Source organism: Pelagirhabdus alkalitolerans, from assembly GCF_900096905.1.
Taxonomy (GTDB): Bacteria; Bacillota; Bacilli; order Bacillales; family Amphibacillaceae; genus Pelagirhabdus; species Pelagirhabdus alkalitolerans.
On the sequence record NZ_FMYI01000007.1, the window covers coordinates 48,377 to 65,538 of the forward strand.

General features: G+C 37.4%; 16 protein-coding genes. 10 read left to right on the forward strand and 6 right to left on the reverse strand.

Going from position 1 to position 17,162, the window contains the following annotated elements; all coding sequences use genetic code 11:
- The first annotated feature begins 7 nt into the window (after positions 1–7).
- Genes BLR62_RS09350 through BLR62_RS09360 form a run of 3 tightly spaced genes read left to right on the forward strand, consistent with a single transcriptional unit; the run spans position 8 to position 3,021 of the window.
- Entirely contained in the window at positions 8–949 is a 942-nt protein-coding gene (locus BLR62_RS09350; protein WP_090796185.1) for an ABC transporter permease, read from the forward strand.
- A gap of 28 nt (positions 950–977) precedes the next feature.
- Positions 978–2,024, forward strand: a complete 1,047-nt coding sequence (locus tag BLR62_RS09355; RefSeq protein WP_090796187.1) for an ABC transporter ATP-binding protein — start codon at positions 978–980, stop codon at positions 2,022–2,024.
- The gene (locus BLR62_RS09360) at positions 2,005–3,021 is read left to right on the forward strand and encodes an ABC transporter ATP-binding protein (protein ID WP_176759268.1); all 1,017 of its coding nucleotides are present in this window, start codon (positions 2,005–2,007) and stop codon (positions 3,019–3,021) included. The genes BLR62_RS09355 and BLR62_RS09360 overlap by 20 nt, the downstream gene beginning before the upstream one ends.
- 50 nt (positions 3,022–3,071) lie before the next feature.
- On the opposite strand, the gene BLR62_RS09365 is transcribed toward BLR62_RS09360, so the two are convergent.
- Both BLR62_RS09365 and BLR62_RS09370 read right to left on the reverse strand, forming a co-directional pair.
- Complete coding sequence (locus BLR62_RS09365) at positions 3,072–4,061, reverse strand: Gfo/Idh/MocA family protein (RefSeq protein WP_090796191.1); 990 nt, start codon at positions 4,059–4,061, stop codon at positions 3,072–3,074.
- A 400-nt stretch (positions 4,062–4,461) separates the two neighbouring features.
- Positions 4,462–6,243, reverse strand: coding sequence for a methyl-accepting chemotaxis protein (locus BLR62_RS09370; RefSeq protein WP_090796194.1), 1,782 nt, complete (start codon positions 6,241–6,243; stop codon positions 4,462–4,464).
- Positions 6,244–6,399: 156 nt separating this feature from the next.
- Here BLR62_RS09370 and BLR62_RS09375 point away from each other — a divergent pair, with 156 nt between their 5' ends.
- A complete protein-coding gene (locus tag BLR62_RS09375; RefSeq protein ID WP_090796196.1) occupies positions 6,400–7,296 on the forward strand; it encodes an ATP-grasp domain-containing protein in 897 nt (298 codons plus the stop codon).
- Between the two features lie 19 nt (positions 7,297–7,315).
- Here the strand turns inward: BLR62_RS09375 and BLR62_RS12665 are convergent, their stop codons facing one another.
- Positions 7,316–7,447 carry a hypothetical protein gene (locus BLR62_RS12665; protein ID WP_281241152.1) on the reverse strand — a complete coding sequence of 44 codons (132 nt, stop codon included), beginning with the start codon at positions 7,445–7,447 and terminating at the stop codon, positions 7,316–7,318.
- 33 nt (positions 7,448–7,480) lie between these two features.
- Positions 7,481–7,609: a hypothetical protein gene (locus BLR62_RS12670; RefSeq protein WP_281241153.1), complete on the reverse strand. Its 129-nt coding sequence runs from the start codon at positions 7,607–7,609 to the stop codon at positions 7,481–7,483.
- Between the two features lie 203 nt (positions 7,610–7,812).
- Between BLR62_RS12670 and BLR62_RS09380 the strand changes: the two genes are divergently transcribed.
- The 3 genes from BLR62_RS09380 to BLR62_RS09390 all read left to right on the forward strand — a co-directional run bounded on the left by BLR62_RS09380 (position 7,813) and on the right by BLR62_RS09390 (position 11,911).
- Positions 7,813–9,651 carry a GGDEF domain-containing protein gene (locus BLR62_RS09380; protein WP_176759269.1) on the forward strand — a complete coding sequence of 613 codons (1,839 nt, stop codon included), beginning with the start codon at positions 7,813–7,815 and terminating at the stop codon, positions 9,649–9,651.
- Entirely contained in the window at positions 9,648–10,904 is a 1,257-nt protein-coding gene (locus BLR62_RS09385; protein ID WP_090796201.1) for an ABC transporter substrate-binding protein, read from the forward strand. Before BLR62_RS09380 ends, BLR62_RS09385 begins: the two co-directional genes overlap by 4 nt.
- An 80-nt stretch (positions 10,905–10,984) precedes the next feature.
- Positions 10,985–11,911 (forward strand): LCP family glycopolymer transferase, encoded by a 927-nt coding sequence (locus tag BLR62_RS09390; protein ID WP_342706544.1) that lies wholly within the window; start codon positions 10,985–10,987, stop codon positions 11,909–11,911.
- 295 nt (positions 11,912–12,206) lie between these two features.
- Here BLR62_RS09390 and BLR62_RS09395 read toward each other — a convergent pair whose 3' ends face one another.
- Positions 12,207–13,007: an endonuclease/exonuclease/phosphatase family protein gene (locus BLR62_RS09395; RefSeq protein WP_090796202.1), complete on the reverse strand. Its 801-nt coding sequence runs from the start codon at positions 13,005–13,007 to the stop codon at positions 12,207–12,209.
- 11 nt (positions 13,008–13,018) lie between these two features.
- On the reverse strand, positions 13,019–14,662 hold the full coding sequence (locus BLR62_RS09400) for a PTS transporter subunit IIBC (RefSeq protein WP_090796205.1): 1,644 nt from the start codon (positions 14,660–14,662) through the stop codon (positions 13,019–13,021).
- 350 nt (positions 14,663–15,012) lie between these two features.
- Between BLR62_RS09400 and BLR62_RS09405 the strand changes: the two genes are divergently transcribed.
- Genes BLR62_RS09405 through BLR62_RS09415 form a run of 3 tightly spaced genes read left to right on the forward strand, consistent with a single transcriptional unit; the run spans position 15,013 to position 17,155 of the window.
- The gene (locus BLR62_RS09405; RefSeq protein WP_090796208.1) at positions 15,013–15,705 is read left to right on the forward strand and encodes a DUF1538 domain-containing protein; all 693 of its coding nucleotides are present in this window, start codon (positions 15,013–15,015) and stop codon (positions 15,703–15,705) included.
- Positions 15,702–16,430 (forward strand): DUF1538 domain-containing protein, encoded by a 729-nt coding sequence (locus tag BLR62_RS09410; RefSeq protein WP_090796210.1) that lies wholly within the window; start codon positions 15,702–15,704, stop codon positions 16,428–16,430. Before BLR62_RS09405 ends, BLR62_RS09410 begins: the two co-directional genes overlap by 4 nt.
- Positions 16,427–17,155 (forward strand): P-II family nitrogen regulator, encoded by a 729-nt coding sequence (locus BLR62_RS09415; protein ID WP_090796213.1) that lies wholly within the window; start codon positions 16,427–16,429, stop codon positions 17,153–17,155. Before BLR62_RS09410 ends, BLR62_RS09415 begins: the two co-directional genes overlap by 4 nt.
- Positions 17,156–17,162 lie beyond the last annotated feature (7 nt).

Below are 17,162 nucleotides of genomic sequence, written 5' to 3' on the forward strand. Positions count from 1 at the left end.
AACTATTGTGTTTACATTTATCGTACGACGTTTACTACAGACGATACCCGTTTTAATTGGTGTAACGATTTTAACGTTCGGTATGATGCGCCTCATTCCTGGTGATCCTGCACAGATCATGGCTGGAGAAAGTGCATCTCCTGAACAAATTGAATTGACGCGTGAGCGATTAGGATTAAATGATCCATTACCTGTACAATATATGGATTATGTTACTGGAATTGTAACAGGTGACTTAGGAACTTCTGTCCGAAATGGACGCCCTGTATCGGGTGAAATTGCGCCAAGATTAAGACCGACAATCGAGCTTGCTTTTTATAGTACGTTATTGTCAGTGTTGATCGGTGTTACAGCAGGTGTGATTGCTGCTGTAAGGCGAGGGAAACTTTCAGATTCATTAATTATGTTGTTTGCTTTATTTGGTTTATCGATGCCTAACTTTTGGTTAGGGTTAATGTTAATTCAATATTTTGCAATTGGTTTTGATGTTGGCGGTATTAATACAGGTTGGTTCTTAGCCTCAGGTTGGGGAACCTGGCAACAAATGGTTTTACCTGTTATTACTTTAGGTACAGCTGGCGCAGCGATCATTGCACGTATGACGCGTTCAAGTATGCTTGAAGTTATTGATCAAGATTATATTCGAACGGCTAGAGCAAAAGGTGTCAAAGAACGTGTTGTCGTTTACCGTCACGCACTTAAAAATGCATTAATTCCAGTTGTAACAGTTGTTGGTTTACAATTTGGTGCACTTTTAGGTGGAGCTGTTTTAACAGAAACAGTTTTTGCGATCAATGGACTTGGTCGACTGATGGTAGATTCCATTAATGCGCGTGATTTTCCAATCGTTCAAAGTGGTGTGTTAGTCTTTGCGTTTTTATTCGTTCTCGTTAATATTATTGTTGATATTTTATATGGATTCTTAAACAAACGAATTGATCTCAATTAATTATTTTTAAGGAAAAGGTGTGAAACCTATGGTTAAAGCAACAGATATTCTAGATGAACAACCGATTCTAGAAGTAAAAGATTTGCAAACCTCATTCTTCACCGAAAAGTTCGAGGTAAAAGCAGTCGATGGTGTGAACTTTGCTGTACCTAAAGGTAAAACCTTAGGTATTGTAGGAGAATCCGGTTCTGGTAAAAGTATTACCTCACTATCAGTTTTAAGATTAATTCAAGACCCTGGTAAAATCAAAGGAGGAGAAATCCTCTTTAAGGGTGAGAATTTATTAGATAAATCAGAGGCTCAGATGCGTAAAATTCGAGGAAATGAAATCTCAATGATTTTCCAAGAACCGATGACGTCACTGAACCCTGTTTATACAGTCGGACAACAAATTAGTGAAGCGTATATGATTCATCAAAATATGTCCAAAAAAGAGGCAATGTTACGATCAACCGAAATGTTAGAGTTAGTCGGTATTCCGTCTCCAAAACAGCGTGTTAAACAATACCCGCACGAATTATCTGGTGGTATGAGACAACGTGTTATGATTGCGATGGCTTTAGCTTGTGATCCAGAGCTCTTAATTGCAGACGAGCCGACAACAGCACTTGATGTGACTATTCAGGCACAGATTTTAGAATTAATGAAAGATTTACAAGATCGTTTAGGCATGTCGATCATTATGATCACACATGACTTAGGTGTTGTAGCAGAGACTTGTGATTATGTCGCTGTTATGTACATGGGTAAAGTGGTTGAATATGCGAGTGTGACGGATTTATTTAAAAATCCTAAACACCCATATACGGTTGGTTTATTAAACTCATTACCACGTCATGATGTCGATTTAGGCGATGTAGAGTTAAACGTAATTAAAGGGTCTGTTCCAAGTCCTGATAATATTCCAACGGGCTGTCGCTTTGCACCAAGATGTCCGTTTGCAAGCGATATTTGCCATGAGAAACTTCCTCACCTTGAACAAAGTGAAGAAGGAAATCAAATTCGTTGTTGGATTTATACTGATGAATGGGATGGCGATCCGGAGGTGAATGTCAATGACCAAAGATCTACTTAAAGTTACAGATCTTAAGCAATACTTCCCGATTAAAGGGGGGATGCTAGGACGTACAGTTAATCATGTTAAAGCCGTTGATGGTGTGAGCTTCACAGTTAAAGAAGGTGAAACGGTAAGTATCGTTGGTGAGTCTGGTTGTGGTAAATCAACAACAGGGCGTGCGATTTTACGCTTAGATGACCCGACAAGTGGTGAAGTGGAGTTTGATGGAGAAGATTTACTTGGCTTAAGTAAAAAAGAAATGCGTAAAAGACGTAAAGACTTACAGATTATATTCCAAGATCCATATGCTTCAATTAACCCTCGCCAAACGGTTCGCCAAATTTTAGAAGAAGCACTTGAAATTCAAAATACAGTGCCTAAAAAAGATCGTCCTGATAAAATTGCTGAATTAATGGAAACTGTTGGCTTAGGTGCACACCAAGCTGACCGATTCCCTCACGAATTCAGCGGTGGTCAACGTCAACGTATTGGTATTGCACGTGCATTATCTGTTGATCCTAAATTGATTGTTGCAGATGAAGCTGTGTCGGCACTTGACGTTTCGATTCAAGCGCAAGTTATCAATTTAATGAAAAGATTGCAAAGAGAATTTAGTTTAACATATCTATTTATAGCTCACGACTTAGGGGTTGTGCGACACATATCTGATCGTGTGATTGTGATGTATTTAGGTAAGATTGTGGAAATGGGGGATAAGAAATCGATCTTCGATAATCCACATCATCCTTATACAAAAGCACTTCTTTCAGCGATCCCAGTCCCAGATCCGGCTCCTGAGAAAAAGGAAGAACGTGTTTTCTTAAAAGGTGATGTGCCTTCACCAATTGATCCACCTCAGGGGTGCCGTTTCCATACACGTTGTCCATTTGCGACAGAGAAATGTAAAGTTGAAACACCTGAGTTAAGACCAGAAGATACAATGGAAGAAGGGCATGTGGCTGCGTGTCACTATATGAAAGAAATCATTGACGGTACGCACAAACCACAACAATAATTTCACACATTAATAAAGTACACATGAGTTATCGCTCATGTGTACTTTTTTTAAATGGTTTCCCGATTGCCACTTTGAACGGAACGTAAACAAGCATCGATTGTGCGCATATTATGATACGTATCGTCAAAGGTAATGATCGGTTCTTGGTTCGTTAAGATTGAGAGAGAAATGTGTTCAATTTCATCTCTATATAAATCATTAATAAATGTTTCAACTTGCGTTTGATTATCTTTTTCTAAAATGACTTTTCCTTCACCTCGAGTGTCAGGTCTAAAGGCACGTGGAACTGTTATTCTACCCTTTGTTCCAATGACTTCATACTGATCAAATCCAGCCATATCAAAACTACTCTCAACCACAGCTGTTACGTCTTGATTGAATTCAAAGTGAGAAACTGCTGTTGTGTCGACTTGATGTGAAGAATCGATGATCGCTTCTGTTCTAACGGTATTCGGCTCTTCTCCTAGTATGTTTCGCATTGCGTGAATAGTATAGCAGCCTAAATCATATAAACTACCGCCTCCGAGTGAGGCGTCCATTCGAATGTTTTGTTCCCTGTCTTCTAATAGAAATGAGAAATGTGATTTAAATTGCTTGACTTGTCCGATTTCACCAGATTGGATAAGTTCTTTAACACGTTGATGTTGTGGGTGTAAATAATACATAAATGCTTCCATAAAGATTACATTATGTCGATGACAGGCTTCCTTCATTTCATTCACATCATCTGCTGTTAAAGAAGCTGGTTTTTCACATAACACGTGTTTTCCGTGCTGTGCAGCTTTTATGACCCAATCCCTATGCAAATGATTTGGAAGTGGGATATAGACAGCATCGATTTCATCATCTTGTAAAATATCCATATAGCTATCGTATGCTTTTTTTATATTTAATTGTTCACTGACTTCATGTGCACGACCGCTTAAACTAGAAATAGCAACCACTTCTGCATTTTCAGCTCGTTTAAAAGCGGGTATTAGTTCAAATTGGGCAATACCTGCTGTGCTCAAAATCCCCCATTTTACTACGTCTTGCATAAAACCCCTCCTAATTCATCGTTAGATAACGCTTTCATTCTACATGATATTTTCATATTTGTCATGAGATAGATAGGTGGAGAATCTACTACAAAACAAAATGATTATCTTAAAACACAAACGATTCGATCCAAAGGTCTCAGCAATCTGAAACAGGCTTCTATTAAGCATTTTGTTTCCGCTTAGTACTTTGCAGTGAACCGACCACTCACTTGCCGCGGGCGTCTAGTTGTCATCACAAACACGCATTGAAATATAAGAACCACCCTTTTCTCGCAAGAGTCTCGTTAAATATAGATTGCTATCAGATAATCAAACAAATAGCCGGACAAAATAGATAACATACTATTTTTGTCCGGCTATTACATTGACTTATTTGCTTTTGTCTCAAACCCGTACGCTAAATTTTAAATTGACTAATTTGCTTTTCAAGTTTAGTCGCTAAATCGTTTAGATGATCGGCACTTGATGAAACTTCTTCCATTGAACTATTGGTTTCTTCTGCTGAAGCAGCTGTTTCTTGTACAGCAGCGGCTGACTCTTCTGAAACAGAAGCAATGTCTTCAACGGCACCATTCATCTTATCTGTTTCTTGATGTATGGACGATAAATCTTGGACAATGTCTTGAACATTTTCAACCATGCTCGTAATCGATTGATCTATTTGATTAAAGGCCTGACCGGTTTGTTTAATTTGGTTTGAGCCTTCATCCACTTCTTGATAGCCCGATTCCAGAGATTTCGCCACATCGGTTGACTCATTTTGAATATCTGTGACGATACCAGAAATGTCTGTGACCGATTGACTGACCTGCTCAGCAAGCTTTCTTACTTCATCTGCTACGACTGCAAAACCTTTTCCTTCTTCACCTGCACGTGCTGCTTCAATAGCTGCGTTTAGGGCTAGTAGATTTGTTTGTTCAGCGATTTCTTGAATAACGGTGACAATATTTCCAATTTCTTGTGATTTTTGATCGAGTCCTTTTACTTTTGTAAAGGCATCCTTCACGCGGTTGTGAATGCGTTCCATTTGCTCAACGGATTGATTAATTTCTGTTTGTCCGTTTTGACTATAAGACAAGACTTCATCTGATGATGATTGAACTTTTGATGACCGATTCGATGCGTTTTGAATCGTTGTATTGAAGTTTTCCATCATCATAGCTAAATCAGATGCTCGATTGGCTTGGGACTCACTACCAGAAGATAACTCTTCCATTGTTGCAGCAATTTGTTCGCTACCTTCTTTAACTTGATCGGAAGCAGTTGATAATACATCTGATTGTTGATTTACTTTATTAGAAGATGATTTCACTTGACGGATCATACCTTTCAAGTTGCCTTCCATTCGATTAATTGCTTCAGCTAATTGATTAAATTCATTGTTTCCTTTTGTTTTTATCTCATCACCTGTCAAATCCCCATGACTGATTCGATTCATCTCACTACGAACTGTATTTAAGTTAAATAGTAGACTTTTAACAAAATAGATGACAATTACGAGACCAATGACTAATGAAATGGCAGTCACAATTAATGTATCTCTAAGAATATTTCGGCGCACCATGCCAGCTAAATGGCCCATATCAAAGTCTAACCCGGCTACACCAATCACAGCACCTGAATCGTCTGTAATTTCTCTTGCAGCGGTAATAACAGGTTCACCTGTTGCCGTATCGATGTATGGATCAGTCCAATGTACGTCATTTTCAGCCTCTGTTGCTCCTATATACCAATCGGTCTCTCTCGGATCGTATCCTGATAAACTAACATCGGGTAAGTTATCAATATAAAGAGCTCCATCTCTTGCACCGATAAAAAGGTTTAAAATGTAAGGATCCTCTTCAGCAATTTCACCTAGTCTATTAATATAAAAACGGGTTAGTCTTGGATCATTTGCGGTCGGCATACTAGACATATCTAAATTACCCATCGCTTCTACTTCCACAGTTGTGAACTGGAAGTCTTCACTCGTACTTAATGACTCAATTAATTCTTCGTACTCATTGAAAGCATCTTGATAGTCAGTATCAAGCGCCTCTAATTCTTCTTTTGAAATCGTTGCCCGCTCAATGATTTCGGTGTTCTGATAAGTGATAAATCCTATAATCACGACTGGAACAACGAGTAGCACAATCATAAAGAACGGTAATAAAAATTTAATCTGTCTAAACTTTTTCATTTACACGTATCCTTTCTCTTTTTTTCTACATACCCTTCCTATTTATTTTCGACAAGAAAAGAGAAAAGTAAAGTATTTGTCGAAAATAGTCAACAAGCTATATGCGTGTGTCATTTCGTGATAGTATGATAGAAGAAGTGATCGGAGGGTAAGAGAATGGATGCGTGGTTAATTTATAATAGTAGTTTAAAGTCGAAGAAGTTTAGTGATATTCATAAATGGTATGTCAAAACTGCAAAAGAAATGGGGATAACCCTTCATTTAGTTGCCAATAGTACATTAAATATAGGCGTAGTAAATAATCAATTAAGCCTCAAACATTCGTATCCTGAACCAGCATTTGTATTATTTTTGGATAAAGATATTCACTTAGCTTATCAGCTAGAAGCACTTGGCTTTCGGTTGTACAATAATGCTCAAGCGATTGAATTATGTGATGATAAAGTATTGATGCATCAAGCAATAGCTAGAAAGGGACTGAAGCAGCCTGATACCAGGTTTGCACCTAAATTTTTTCACAATGACGTTGATGTTGATGATTATCGACTGATTGAATTAGAGAAGACCTTAGGGTATCCGATGATTGTAAAGAATAGCTTCGGTTCGTTTGGACAACAAGTCTATTTAGTGAAAAATCATGCTGAGCTAAAAACTCGAGTGAAGCAGTTGTTAGATAAACCGCATTTGTATCAACGTTATTTACCATCGTCTCGAGGCGTAGATATCCGTCTTCAAGTTGTAGGGGAAGAAGTCATTACATCTGTTAAGCGTTTTAATCCTCATGATTTTAGAGCAAATGTAACAAATGGTGGGAAAATGGAAGGGGTGGACGTGTCAGATGATTACAAAGCTTTAGCAATCCAAGCATCTTTAGCAGTAGGCGCTGATTTTTCTGGTGTGGATCTTTTAATTGGTGAAGGTGGTGAGCCACTCGTTTGTGAAGTAAACTCTAACGCTCATATAAAAAATATATACGAATGCACGGGTGTAGACGTTAGTATTGATATTTTTCGCTATATTTTAGAGAACAATAAGAAAGAGGCTACTAGTTAAGTAGCCTCTTTAAGTCTAGTTATTCAACAACTTCTTCCTCAGCTGCAGGGTCTTCAACTGGTTCATCCATATCATCGATCTCCCCATTACAAGCGGCAAGGATACCGATTGAAAGGAATGATGCTGCTAAGAACTTAAGTGAGCGTTTCACAATTTAGCCTCCTTTTGTACTTAGAATGTTAAACTATTCAACAACTTCTTCTTCAACAGCAGGGTCTTCAACTGGTTCGTCCATGTCGTCGATTTCACCATTACAAGCAGCGAGGATTCCTACTGACACAAACGATAAAGCTAAAATTTTTAACTTTTTCATACTTTGTAAAACCTCCTTTTGAAAGGGTTACAGTATTTAAATACCACGTGTTTTGATTCTTAATCATTATTTGAATCTATTTAACTGAATTGTAATGTTCATGTAAAACTTAGTAAACTATATAAATTAACTTTAAGTAATCGTTTACTCTTTGAACGTGTGGTAAAATAAACCTATATTCTGCTGTTTTGATGGGGGATTCTATGTCTGAACACTCACCTTTTTCACATACATACAAAGTAGCTGGTTTCATTATAATCAGTATTTTATTACGCTATTTAACCCTTTCAACAGGTTTTGGAATGGTTTTGTCACTTCTTCCAATCGGCTTAATGGCGATGGTTCGATTACTGTCTTATAAACAAGCTGTTATTTCAAGTATCGTGACACTTGGAATATTGTTTTTCTTAGGTGATTCATTACAATTTATTTTATTTCACATTATCTCTGTGATGGTTGTAAGTTGGTTTTACCATAAGAAGGATCAAGATCTATTTTCTGGTGCATTTATATATTCATTAATGTCACTTTTAATTATTTATCTATCACTATTCTTCACTGGTGGAGAAACGACTCTAACCATATTAATTTATGTGCAAATGTACATAGCTTTAATTATGAGTGCATTATTAATTGATATGATCACTTTATATGTTCCTTATTTACCTTATCTACGAAAATTCAATCAACATAAAAAACCGGTCTTTTTCGGCCAAATTATTTTCAATGCTGTTGTTGTGGTTGCTATCCTTCCTTTAATAACGCTTACTTTAGTTAATGGTTTATTAATGGAAAATCAAGTTATTAATTATTACCAAGAAGAAGTAGATGAATTAAAATATATGATCAATGATCGTGTCGAACAATTTGATGATGATGAATTAAGAGCGCTTCGCTTAGGATCAGGATTATCTCAAGGTTATTTAATTGAAGCAATGGATCAATTTATCGGCGAAAAAGAAGCACACATTTATTTTTTTGATCGGGATCATGTGTTATTTTCTAATACCCATTCATCACCTTATCATGAAATGAATCAAAGACTTTTAAGTGGTCACATTGTTGAGGTTGCGCCACATCAAATGATTTGGTTTGAAAAGAGAGTGGATTATGCGCCGTTATGGTTTAATGCGCATTTTATTGAACGGACTTCTTTTATTGATTATCAGGTTGAATTTATTTTTCCCATGCAGGATCAAATTCAAATTGCTATAAATCAACTGTTTATCTATTATAGCTTAATCATGATTATTTTCTTCATTACGTTTTTAACAGGTTTATTTGCGAGAAAGATGATGACTAAACAGTTAAAACAGCTTAATCATATGGCCAGTCAATTACCGATTGCGATGACTACTCAAACGGATATAAAGGTGCCTGATTCTAGAATTTATGAGTTTCAAGAACTCGGTGATCATCTAGCAAAAGTAGGACAAAGATTAAAACAAATGTTTGTCGAGTTAAATCAAAAAAATTGTGATTTGGAACAAGCAACAAAAGAATTAAAAGTATCACAAGAAAATTTATTTCAAGAAGCGTATTTTGATAATTTAACTCAACTACCTAATCGGCGTTCTTTTTATGAAAATGTTCCTCGATTAATTGATGAAGAAAACCAACCCTTTGCGATGTTCTTTATTGATTTAGATGATTTCAAACGCATTAATGATCAATATGGACATAGTGGTGGCGATCAATTGTTGAAAATTATGGCCGATCGTTTTAGTCGTTTTGTTTCTATGAATGATGGTATTCAACTTTACCGGTTGGCAGGAGATGAATTTGTCATGATAATGTTAAGTAAATCAAAAGATGAAGTTATGACATGTGGTGAAGAATTAATAGGTAATATTACCTCGCCGATTCAGATTGATCAATTTGAAGAAACCATTACAGCAAGTATTGGTGTGAGTTTTTATCCGGAACATGGTTCATCACTTGATCAACTTTTAAATGTTGCTGATCAAGCGATGTATAATCTGAAATATGAAGATAAAAATGGGTTGAGATTGGCACCATTATCAGGAGATGATGGTTTATGAAGGCTCTCATCAATGTCATGATCGTATTATTTGCCTTCCTATTAACGGCATGTGCAAGTCCAGAAGTTGAAAGCTATCAAAGTGAATGGACAGAAGCAATAGATGACTCAGAGATTCAATCTGAAACAGTGATCACGATTTGGACGCCTGATGATGTCGTTAACCAATCGATTGATCGCTTCAAAGAAAGATATCCGGCGCATGAGTTTGTTGTGACAGAAATTGAAGAACATGAGTTAGTTGAGCACTACCATGAAGCTATTTTGACTGATCAAGCACCAGATCTATTTATCATTCCAGAAGCAAAAGCAGGTGAATTTGCAGGTATTGATGGGTTGTTTGATTTAAATGAGGAACCTTTTTTCAATCAAGCATTTCTTGATCGCCGACCTGACGAGTTGATTGACCGATATATAAATGATGATGGAGAGATGTATGCCTCCCCTATTCATTTCTTTCCATATGTCAGTTACTATCGTGCAGATTTATTTGAGGAAGCGGGGCTACCGAGTGAACCTGAGGACGTTGCCAACTTAATTCAATCAGAAGAAGGTTGGATTAAATTGGTTGAAACAATGAGAGAAGAAGGTCGGTATGTGTTTGAATCAACACAGAGTCTATTAGATTCAGCCTTAAGCATAACAAATGCTTTTGATGAGACGTACCAATATGTATACAATACAGATCCATTTCAAAAGTTGCTCAATCGATTAATGTGGATCCAAGCTGAAGGTATGAACCCAAACGTGTCTGTTTGGAATGAGAACGGTCAACAAGCTTTAAGCGATGATAAACTCGTCATGTTTCAATTGCCTACTTATGGACATGATCATTTAGCTCGGTGGGTACCCGAACAAGAGGGGAAGTGGCGAATCACTGATTTTCCGTTAGGTATTCAAGGGTTTGATCGAGATACAGCACTTATTGGAGCTATACCAGAGGCAAGTCGAAATAAAACAATTGCTTCAGAGATGCTTCAGCTGATTGCTGATGATCTGTTTTCAATGCATACTCATCAGTATACACACCCATTTTTAGATCAGGATGGAATAAATCGGCTAAGTCAACGATTATTAGATAGTGACATGAATGGAAAGCCGACTATATTAGATTCTATAGCTAGGCTGCATTGGGAAAACACGATATACCGAATTACATCTGGTCATACGATGGATGAGACTATGGTGCAGGGTGTCCATAATCAATTGTTAGACACTGTTCGGAATCATCAACGAATCTTAATCAATCGTTAACAAAAAGGTTGTACATTTACCTAATTTTGCTATACTAATCAGTAGTGAACGTATAATAAATAGAGATTGGACGATCAAACATGAGTCGAATGGATCAACACAATAAACCGAAGAAAAAAAGAAATTGGTGGATATGGGGACCCATCATTGCGATATTAGTATTGATTTTGTCAGTTGGTGTTTACGCTGCTTATATTTTTTACGGTGTTCGTAATAACATTGATGGAAAAATGTACGAGTCGACTTCAGCAATTGATTCAAATTTAACCCAAAGAAAATTAGATGAACGAGAGAATTTAAATATTTTGTTATTAGGTATTGATGCGGAATCTGAAGAAGCAGGACGTTCAGATGCGATGATGGTTATGACGCTTAAGCCAGAAACAGATGAGATGAAGTTAATCAGTATCCCACGTGATACCAGAACAACGATTGCAGGCCGTGGTACAGAAGATAAGATTAACCATGCATTTGCTTTTGGTGGCGCTGATATGGCGATTGAAACGGTTGAGAACTTTTTAGATATCGGACTTGATTACTTTGTTCGTATCAATATGGATGGTTTGGAAGAATTGGTTGATGAGCTAGGAACGATTACAGTCGATAACCAGTTTAGTTTTGATCAAGGAGGTTATCATTTCCCTGAAGGTCCTGTTGAGATGGATGGGGATAAGACGATGAGTTATGTTCGGATGAGAAAACATGACCCAGATGGTGACTTTGGCCGTGCTGAGCGTCAACGAATGGTGATAGAAGCAATGATTAATGAAGGTGCAACGATGGCAAACGCTGCACGTATTGTTGAGCTAACAGACATTTTAGGTAACAATATGGGAACGAATATGGAGTTTAATGATATGATCACGTTAATGCAACATTACCGTAACACAAGACGAAATATGGAAAGTTATCAAGTCCAAGGATCTGGTACAACAATTAATGGCATCTATTATTATATCGTTGATGATGAAGAACGTGAGAACGTTAGAGAAATGATTGAGTCATAAATAAAGAGTCTGAGACAAAAGTAAATAAGTCAATGTAATAGCCGGACAAAAATAGTATTTTAACTATTTTTTGTCCGGCTATTTGTTTACATATTTCACAGCAATCTGGAATGGACGAGACTCTTGCGGGAAAAGCACGAGCTGAAGATCCACTTTAGAAGCGATTTTTGCTTCTAAAGTTAGCTGAGTCCGCGTGAGCAGAAAGGGAGTCCATTTCAGATTGCGGTGAACTTTTGATCGGATTGTTCGTGTTTTAAGATATTCATTTTTGTTTTGTCCCAGACTCTTTTTTGATTTAGTTCGGAATGATTAATTCAACTTCTACTCCATAATGGTCTGAGATGACGGGTTTATTTTGACCGTTGAAAATAGCAAATGATGAATCAACATTAATCGTTTGGTTAGTAAAAATATAATCAATTCGTTTGTCTTTTGCACTATCTTTCCAACCATCAATTGCACCTGGTACGGTTATACCATTATCTTTTTCTTTAGCCAGTGTGTATGTATCTAGCCAGTTATGATTTAGCATGAACCTATAACCTTCACTTTGATGGGTTGATTCTGTGTTGAAATCCCCCATTAAAAAGGTGAGTCTCTCAAGATTTGTTGCATCTAAAAGACGCTTGAATTGTTTTGCGGCAGGTTCATCTTTATCTTCCCAAAACCCTAAATGGACGCTAAATACATCGATTAATTTTTGATTAGATTCAATCGTTAATTTTAAAGCGACCCTCGTTTTCCAATCATTCACGTCTTGACTATCGCTAAGGAAAATCACGTCTTCATCTATAATGGGTAATCGTGTAATCAGAGCGACACCTTCCTCGTAAATATCATAGCCGATATGGGCTTGAGCCCAGCGCATATGATATGTGGATGCACTCTTTTTGTTTAATTGATCCACTAATAATTGTCCATAATGATCGTCATGAATTAAAGAATCATTTAAAGGAAGTGAGTCAATTAATTGACTCACTTCTTGTAATGCAATCACGTCGTACCCTTTTTGAACAATTTCATCAGCCAGTATTGTGATCTTATCGAGTTGATGTGTTTCTTGCCAACTGTGGGCATTTAAAGTTAAAAGTTTCATTTCCTTTTCACCTATCCTAAGTAATCTTGTACTTCTGATTTTAACACATCAGCTTTAGGGCCATAAATTGCTTGAACACCTTTATCTTTAAAGACAAGACCTAGAGCGCCGTTTTGTTTCCAATCTTTTTCTCCACTAACGAGATTACGATCTTTTACGGTCACACGTAAGCGTGTCATACACGCATCGACATCTTCAATGTTATCTGCACCACCTAATAGTTGAACAATTTGGTGTGCTTGTGTACCTGATTTACCTTCGGTGCTATCTGGTTTCTCATCAGATGATGCATCTTCATCTGTATAATTCCCCGCACGTCCTGGTGTTGGCATGTTGAAACGACGAATTAAGAAGTTAAATATGAAGTAAGTTGCAAATAAGAAAATAATATTGACGATAATAAAGTTAACTAAGTCCATAATGAGTCCAGCATTAATCGTCATAGGTAATCGTGTTAAAAATTCAATGTTACCGAAAGTATGAATACGTAGGTTGACAATATCAGCCATCGCAAACGCAACACCTGCTAAAATGGCATACACACCATATAGAAGTGGGGCAGCAAACATAAACATAAATTCAATTGGTTCTGTAACACCCGTTAAAAAGACAGCAAGTCCAGCAGATAAAAACATCGATTTATATTTTGTCTTTTTATCTGCATCGACATTTTTATACATTGCATAGGCAGCACCGATTAAAGTGGACGTACTTAAAATCATTTGCCCGACTTTAAAACGAGCAGGTGTGACATCACTTAAAAGGGCTTCATAAGCTGCGGTATCTCCTGCAGCACGTAAATTATTTAAATCTGAAACCCAAGCAAGCCATAATGGATCTTGACCTGCGACAACATTACCAGCGTTTGAGCCTGTTAAAATTGTGTACATACCACCGAGCTCAGTATAGTTCAACGGCACCGTTAACATATGATGAAGACCGAATGGAAGTAGGAGACGTTCCAACGTACCGAATACAAATGGTGCGACAATCGGTGCTGAATCACGTGATCCTGCAATCCATTCACCAAAATCATTTAATAATCCTTGGATAAATGGCCAAAAGAGAGAAAGTACAATCGCAACAATGACTGACCATAGTAAGACAACAAATGGAACGAAGCGTTTACCGTTAAAGAAGGCAAGTGCTTCTGGTAATTTTGAAAAGTTATAATATTTATTGAACACCATCGCGCCGATAAAACCAGAAATAATACCGACGAATACACCCATATTTAATGCAGGCGCTTCCAGAATCGTCGTAAAATAATCGCTTACAATTAATTCACTACCAAAAAGTGAAGTCGTAACGGCTTCTGGGTCGTTAACCATATCTGGACTGACATTGAAAATAGCGCCGGTAATACGGTTAATTAAGATGAAAGCGAGTAATGCGGCAAAAGCACCACCAGCACGTTCTTTCGCCCAAGAACCACCGATTGCAACAGCGAAGAGAATGTGAAGGTTTCCGATTATCGCCCAACCCATTTCTTCCATAACACGACCGATTGCGATAATGAATTCAAGATCACCACCAGCCATTTCGACGACTTTACCTAGCGAAATCATAATACCAGCGACTGGCATGACAGCCACGACAACAAGCAGAACTTTACCTAGTTTCTGCCAAAAATCAAACGAGCCAAACTTTTTCATTTTTAGTTCCCCCTCAGTGTTATTGTGCATACGGTTGCACAATTTCTATCTAAGAGCATTTTAATTTAAAAAATAGAAACATGCAAGGGTTTTCTTAAAACAAATTTTGGAATAAGAAAAAGTAATCTGTGATAATGGGTATTTTTCCACATATGTCGACTTTATTTATCTGAAAATTTAAATTACATTAGAATTTTATCTTGAAACAACATAGAAAGAAAACGATTGCACTAATATTGTGAATTGATCTCTGTATAGAATATATAAGTCCCGCCATCAAACGGTTGTTTTACTAACAATCAAGCGATTTTATTGATATAATGAAAAAAAAGACATAAAGGGGAAAGATTGTGGATACATTAAAAGAAACATTCTTCGAAGTACTCGGCTCGATGATGCCACTAACCGTGGCCATTATTGTACTGCAATTTACCATGATTTCAATGCCAACAGATTTATTTATCCAATTTATATTAGGTGCGGTTATGGCAACAGTAGGTATTTATCTCTTTTTACTCGGTGTACAAGTAGGGCTGTCGCCTGTAGGTGAGATGATTGGTTCTGCGCTATCCAAAACGCGTAATATTTATTTGATTGTCATTTTTGGATTTCTGCTCGGTTTTGTTGTGACAGTGGCAGAACCAGGTGTGCAAGTGTTGAGTCAACAAGTTGATATTGTATCAGATGGTGATGTGTCATCATTTATTTTAATTTTATTCGTATCGATCGGTGTGGGCTTTTCTGTCGCTTTTGCACTTTTACGAATTGTATTTAATATTTCATTGCTACTATTACTATCGATTGGCTACACGATCATTTTTATTTTAGCGTTATGGGCACCCGCGAATTTTGTGCCGATCTCTTTAGATGCGGGTGGTGCGACAACAGGTGCAATGGCTGTTCCTTTTATACTCGCACTTGGTGTCGGTTTAACGTCCGTTTTAAGAGGAAAAGCAAGTTCTGGTGATAGCTTTGGATTAATTGCATTAGCATCGATTGGCCCTGTTATTTCGGTTCTACTGTTAGGGGTGATGTATGGATGATAGTTGAATTGTTTACTGGTTTTGACCAAACGTTAATCGATGTTTTTTTCGCTCTTTTTCCATTACTCGTTTTGTTCTTTGTCTTTCAAATTTTCTTTCTGCGTTTAAAAATGCGTAAAGTGATCGATACATTAGTCGGGTTTTTGCTAGCATATGTAGGGCTGGCGTTATTTTTACAAGGCGTTAATCGCGGGTTTTTACCTGTCGGTGAAACAGTGGGAAAAATATTTGGTAATATGGAAGCGACTTGGCTCACGGTTGTTATTGGCTTTATTTTAGGTTTTATGGCAGCGTATGCCGAACCGGCTGTTAAAGTACATATTAAACAAGTCGAAAAAGTAACAGGTGGTTCGATACCCTCTCGTCTGTTGCTCTACACCATTTCAATTGGTGTCGGCTTGTCGATCGCAATGTCGATGATTAAGATTGTGTTTGGTTTTTCGATTTGGTATTACGTCTTACCGGGTTATATCATTGCGTTTTTATTAGCACGTCGAACATCTAAGTTGTTTACAGCGATTGCATTTGATTCAGGCGGCATTGTGACCGGACCGATGATCGCAACGTTTATGTTGGCATTATTTGTCGGGCTGGCCACTGCAACACCAGGTCGGGATGCTGTACTAGATGGTTTTGGTATGATTGCCTTAGTTGCGCTCTCACCTATTCTTTCTGTTTTAATATTAGGCCACTTATTTCAATCAAGTAAGGAGACACGGTCATGATTGAACGTATTCAAGATCATAAATTAATTATTTCTATCGTCAAAAAGAACCAAGCAAAAAAGGTTGTCCATGCAACGAGACTTCAAGGTGCTCAAGGTGGTACGACTGTCCAGGCATCTGGGTTTAGACTGAATGAAAAAAAACGTATTCTCGGTGTCCCTGTTACAAGAGAACGTGAAGTCGTATTTACGGTCGTATCAGAAAGTATCTATGTTGATGTATTAACAGCGATTGAGACATCGGCAAAGATTGATAAAAAAACACCAGGGATTGTCGCGGTTATCGATATAAAGAAAGTGATGGGCATTTCTCACTTAACAGGTCATGAGATTAAGGATTGCAGTAAGGAGGGCGAACTGATGGAAACAGAGAAAAAGCAGATTCAACACGATTTAATTGTGACGATCGTCAATAATGGTGATGCTGAAGAAGTGATTGATGCTGCAAGAAAAGCAGGAGCTGATGGTGGGACGATTATTCACGGACGAGGCACTGGGATTCACGAGAAAGCTAAATTATTTAATATTATGATTGAACCCGAGAAAGATATGGTGTTAACATTGGTCGATCGAAATAGTACGACTGAAGTACTAGATGTGATTAATCGTGATGTCGGACTGAGTGAACCGGGTAAGGGAATCGCTTTTGTGTTAGAAGTAGAGAAAACGATCGGGATCAATCATTTATTTAATGAAAAATTAGCGCAAGTTTACAACGAAGATTAACGAAAAG

Bases quoted from the DNA above. Each gene is read 5' to 3' on its own strand.
- BLR62_RS09355 (WP_090796187.1), top strand. From the start codon at position 978: ATGGTTAAAGCAACAGATATTCTAGATGAACAACCGATTCTAGAAGTA.
- BLR62_RS09360 (WP_176759268.1), top strand. From the start codon at position 2,005: ATGACCAAAGATCTACTTAAAGTTACAGATCTTAAGCAATACTTCCCG.
- BLR62_RS09365 (WP_090796191.1), bottom strand. From the start codon at position 4,061: ATGCAAGACGTAGTAAAATGGGGGATTTTGAGCACAGCAGGTATTGCC.
- BLR62_RS09370 (WP_090796194.1), bottom strand. From the start codon at position 6,243: ATGAAAAAGTTTAGACAGATTAAATTTTTATTACCGTTCTTTATGATT.
- BLR62_RS09375 (WP_090796196.1), top strand. From the start codon at position 6,400: ATGGATGCGTGGTTAATTTATAATAGTAGTTTAAAGTCGAAGAAGTTT.
- BLR62_RS12670 (WP_281241153.1), bottom strand. From the start codon at position 7,609: ATGAAAAAGTTAAAAATTTTAGCTTTATCGTTTGTGTCAGTAGGAATC.
- BLR62_RS09380 (WP_176759269.1), top strand. From the start codon at position 7,813: ATGTCTGAACACTCACCTTTTTCACATACATACAAAGTAGCTGGTTTC.
- BLR62_RS09385 (WP_090796201.1), top strand. From the start codon at position 9,648: ATGAAGGCTCTCATCAATGTCATGATCGTATTATTTGCCTTCCTATTA.
- BLR62_RS09390 (WP_342706544.1), top strand. From the start codon at position 10,985: ATGAGTCGAATGGATCAACACAATAAACCGAAGAAAAAAAGAAATTGG.
- BLR62_RS09395 (WP_090796202.1), bottom strand. From the start codon at position 13,007: ATGAAACTTTTAACTTTAAATGCCCACAGTTGGCAAGAAACACATCAA.
- BLR62_RS09400 (WP_090796205.1), bottom strand. From the start codon at position 14,662: ATGAAAAAGTTTGGCTCGTTTGATTTTTGGCAGAAACTAGGTAAAGTT.
- BLR62_RS09410 (WP_090796210.1), top strand. From the start codon at position 15,702: ATGATAGTTGAATTGTTTACTGGTTTTGACCAAACGTTAATCGATGTT.
- BLR62_RS09415 (WP_090796213.1), top strand. From the start codon at position 16,427: ATGATTGAACGTATTCAAGATCATAAATTAATTATTTCTATCGTCAAA.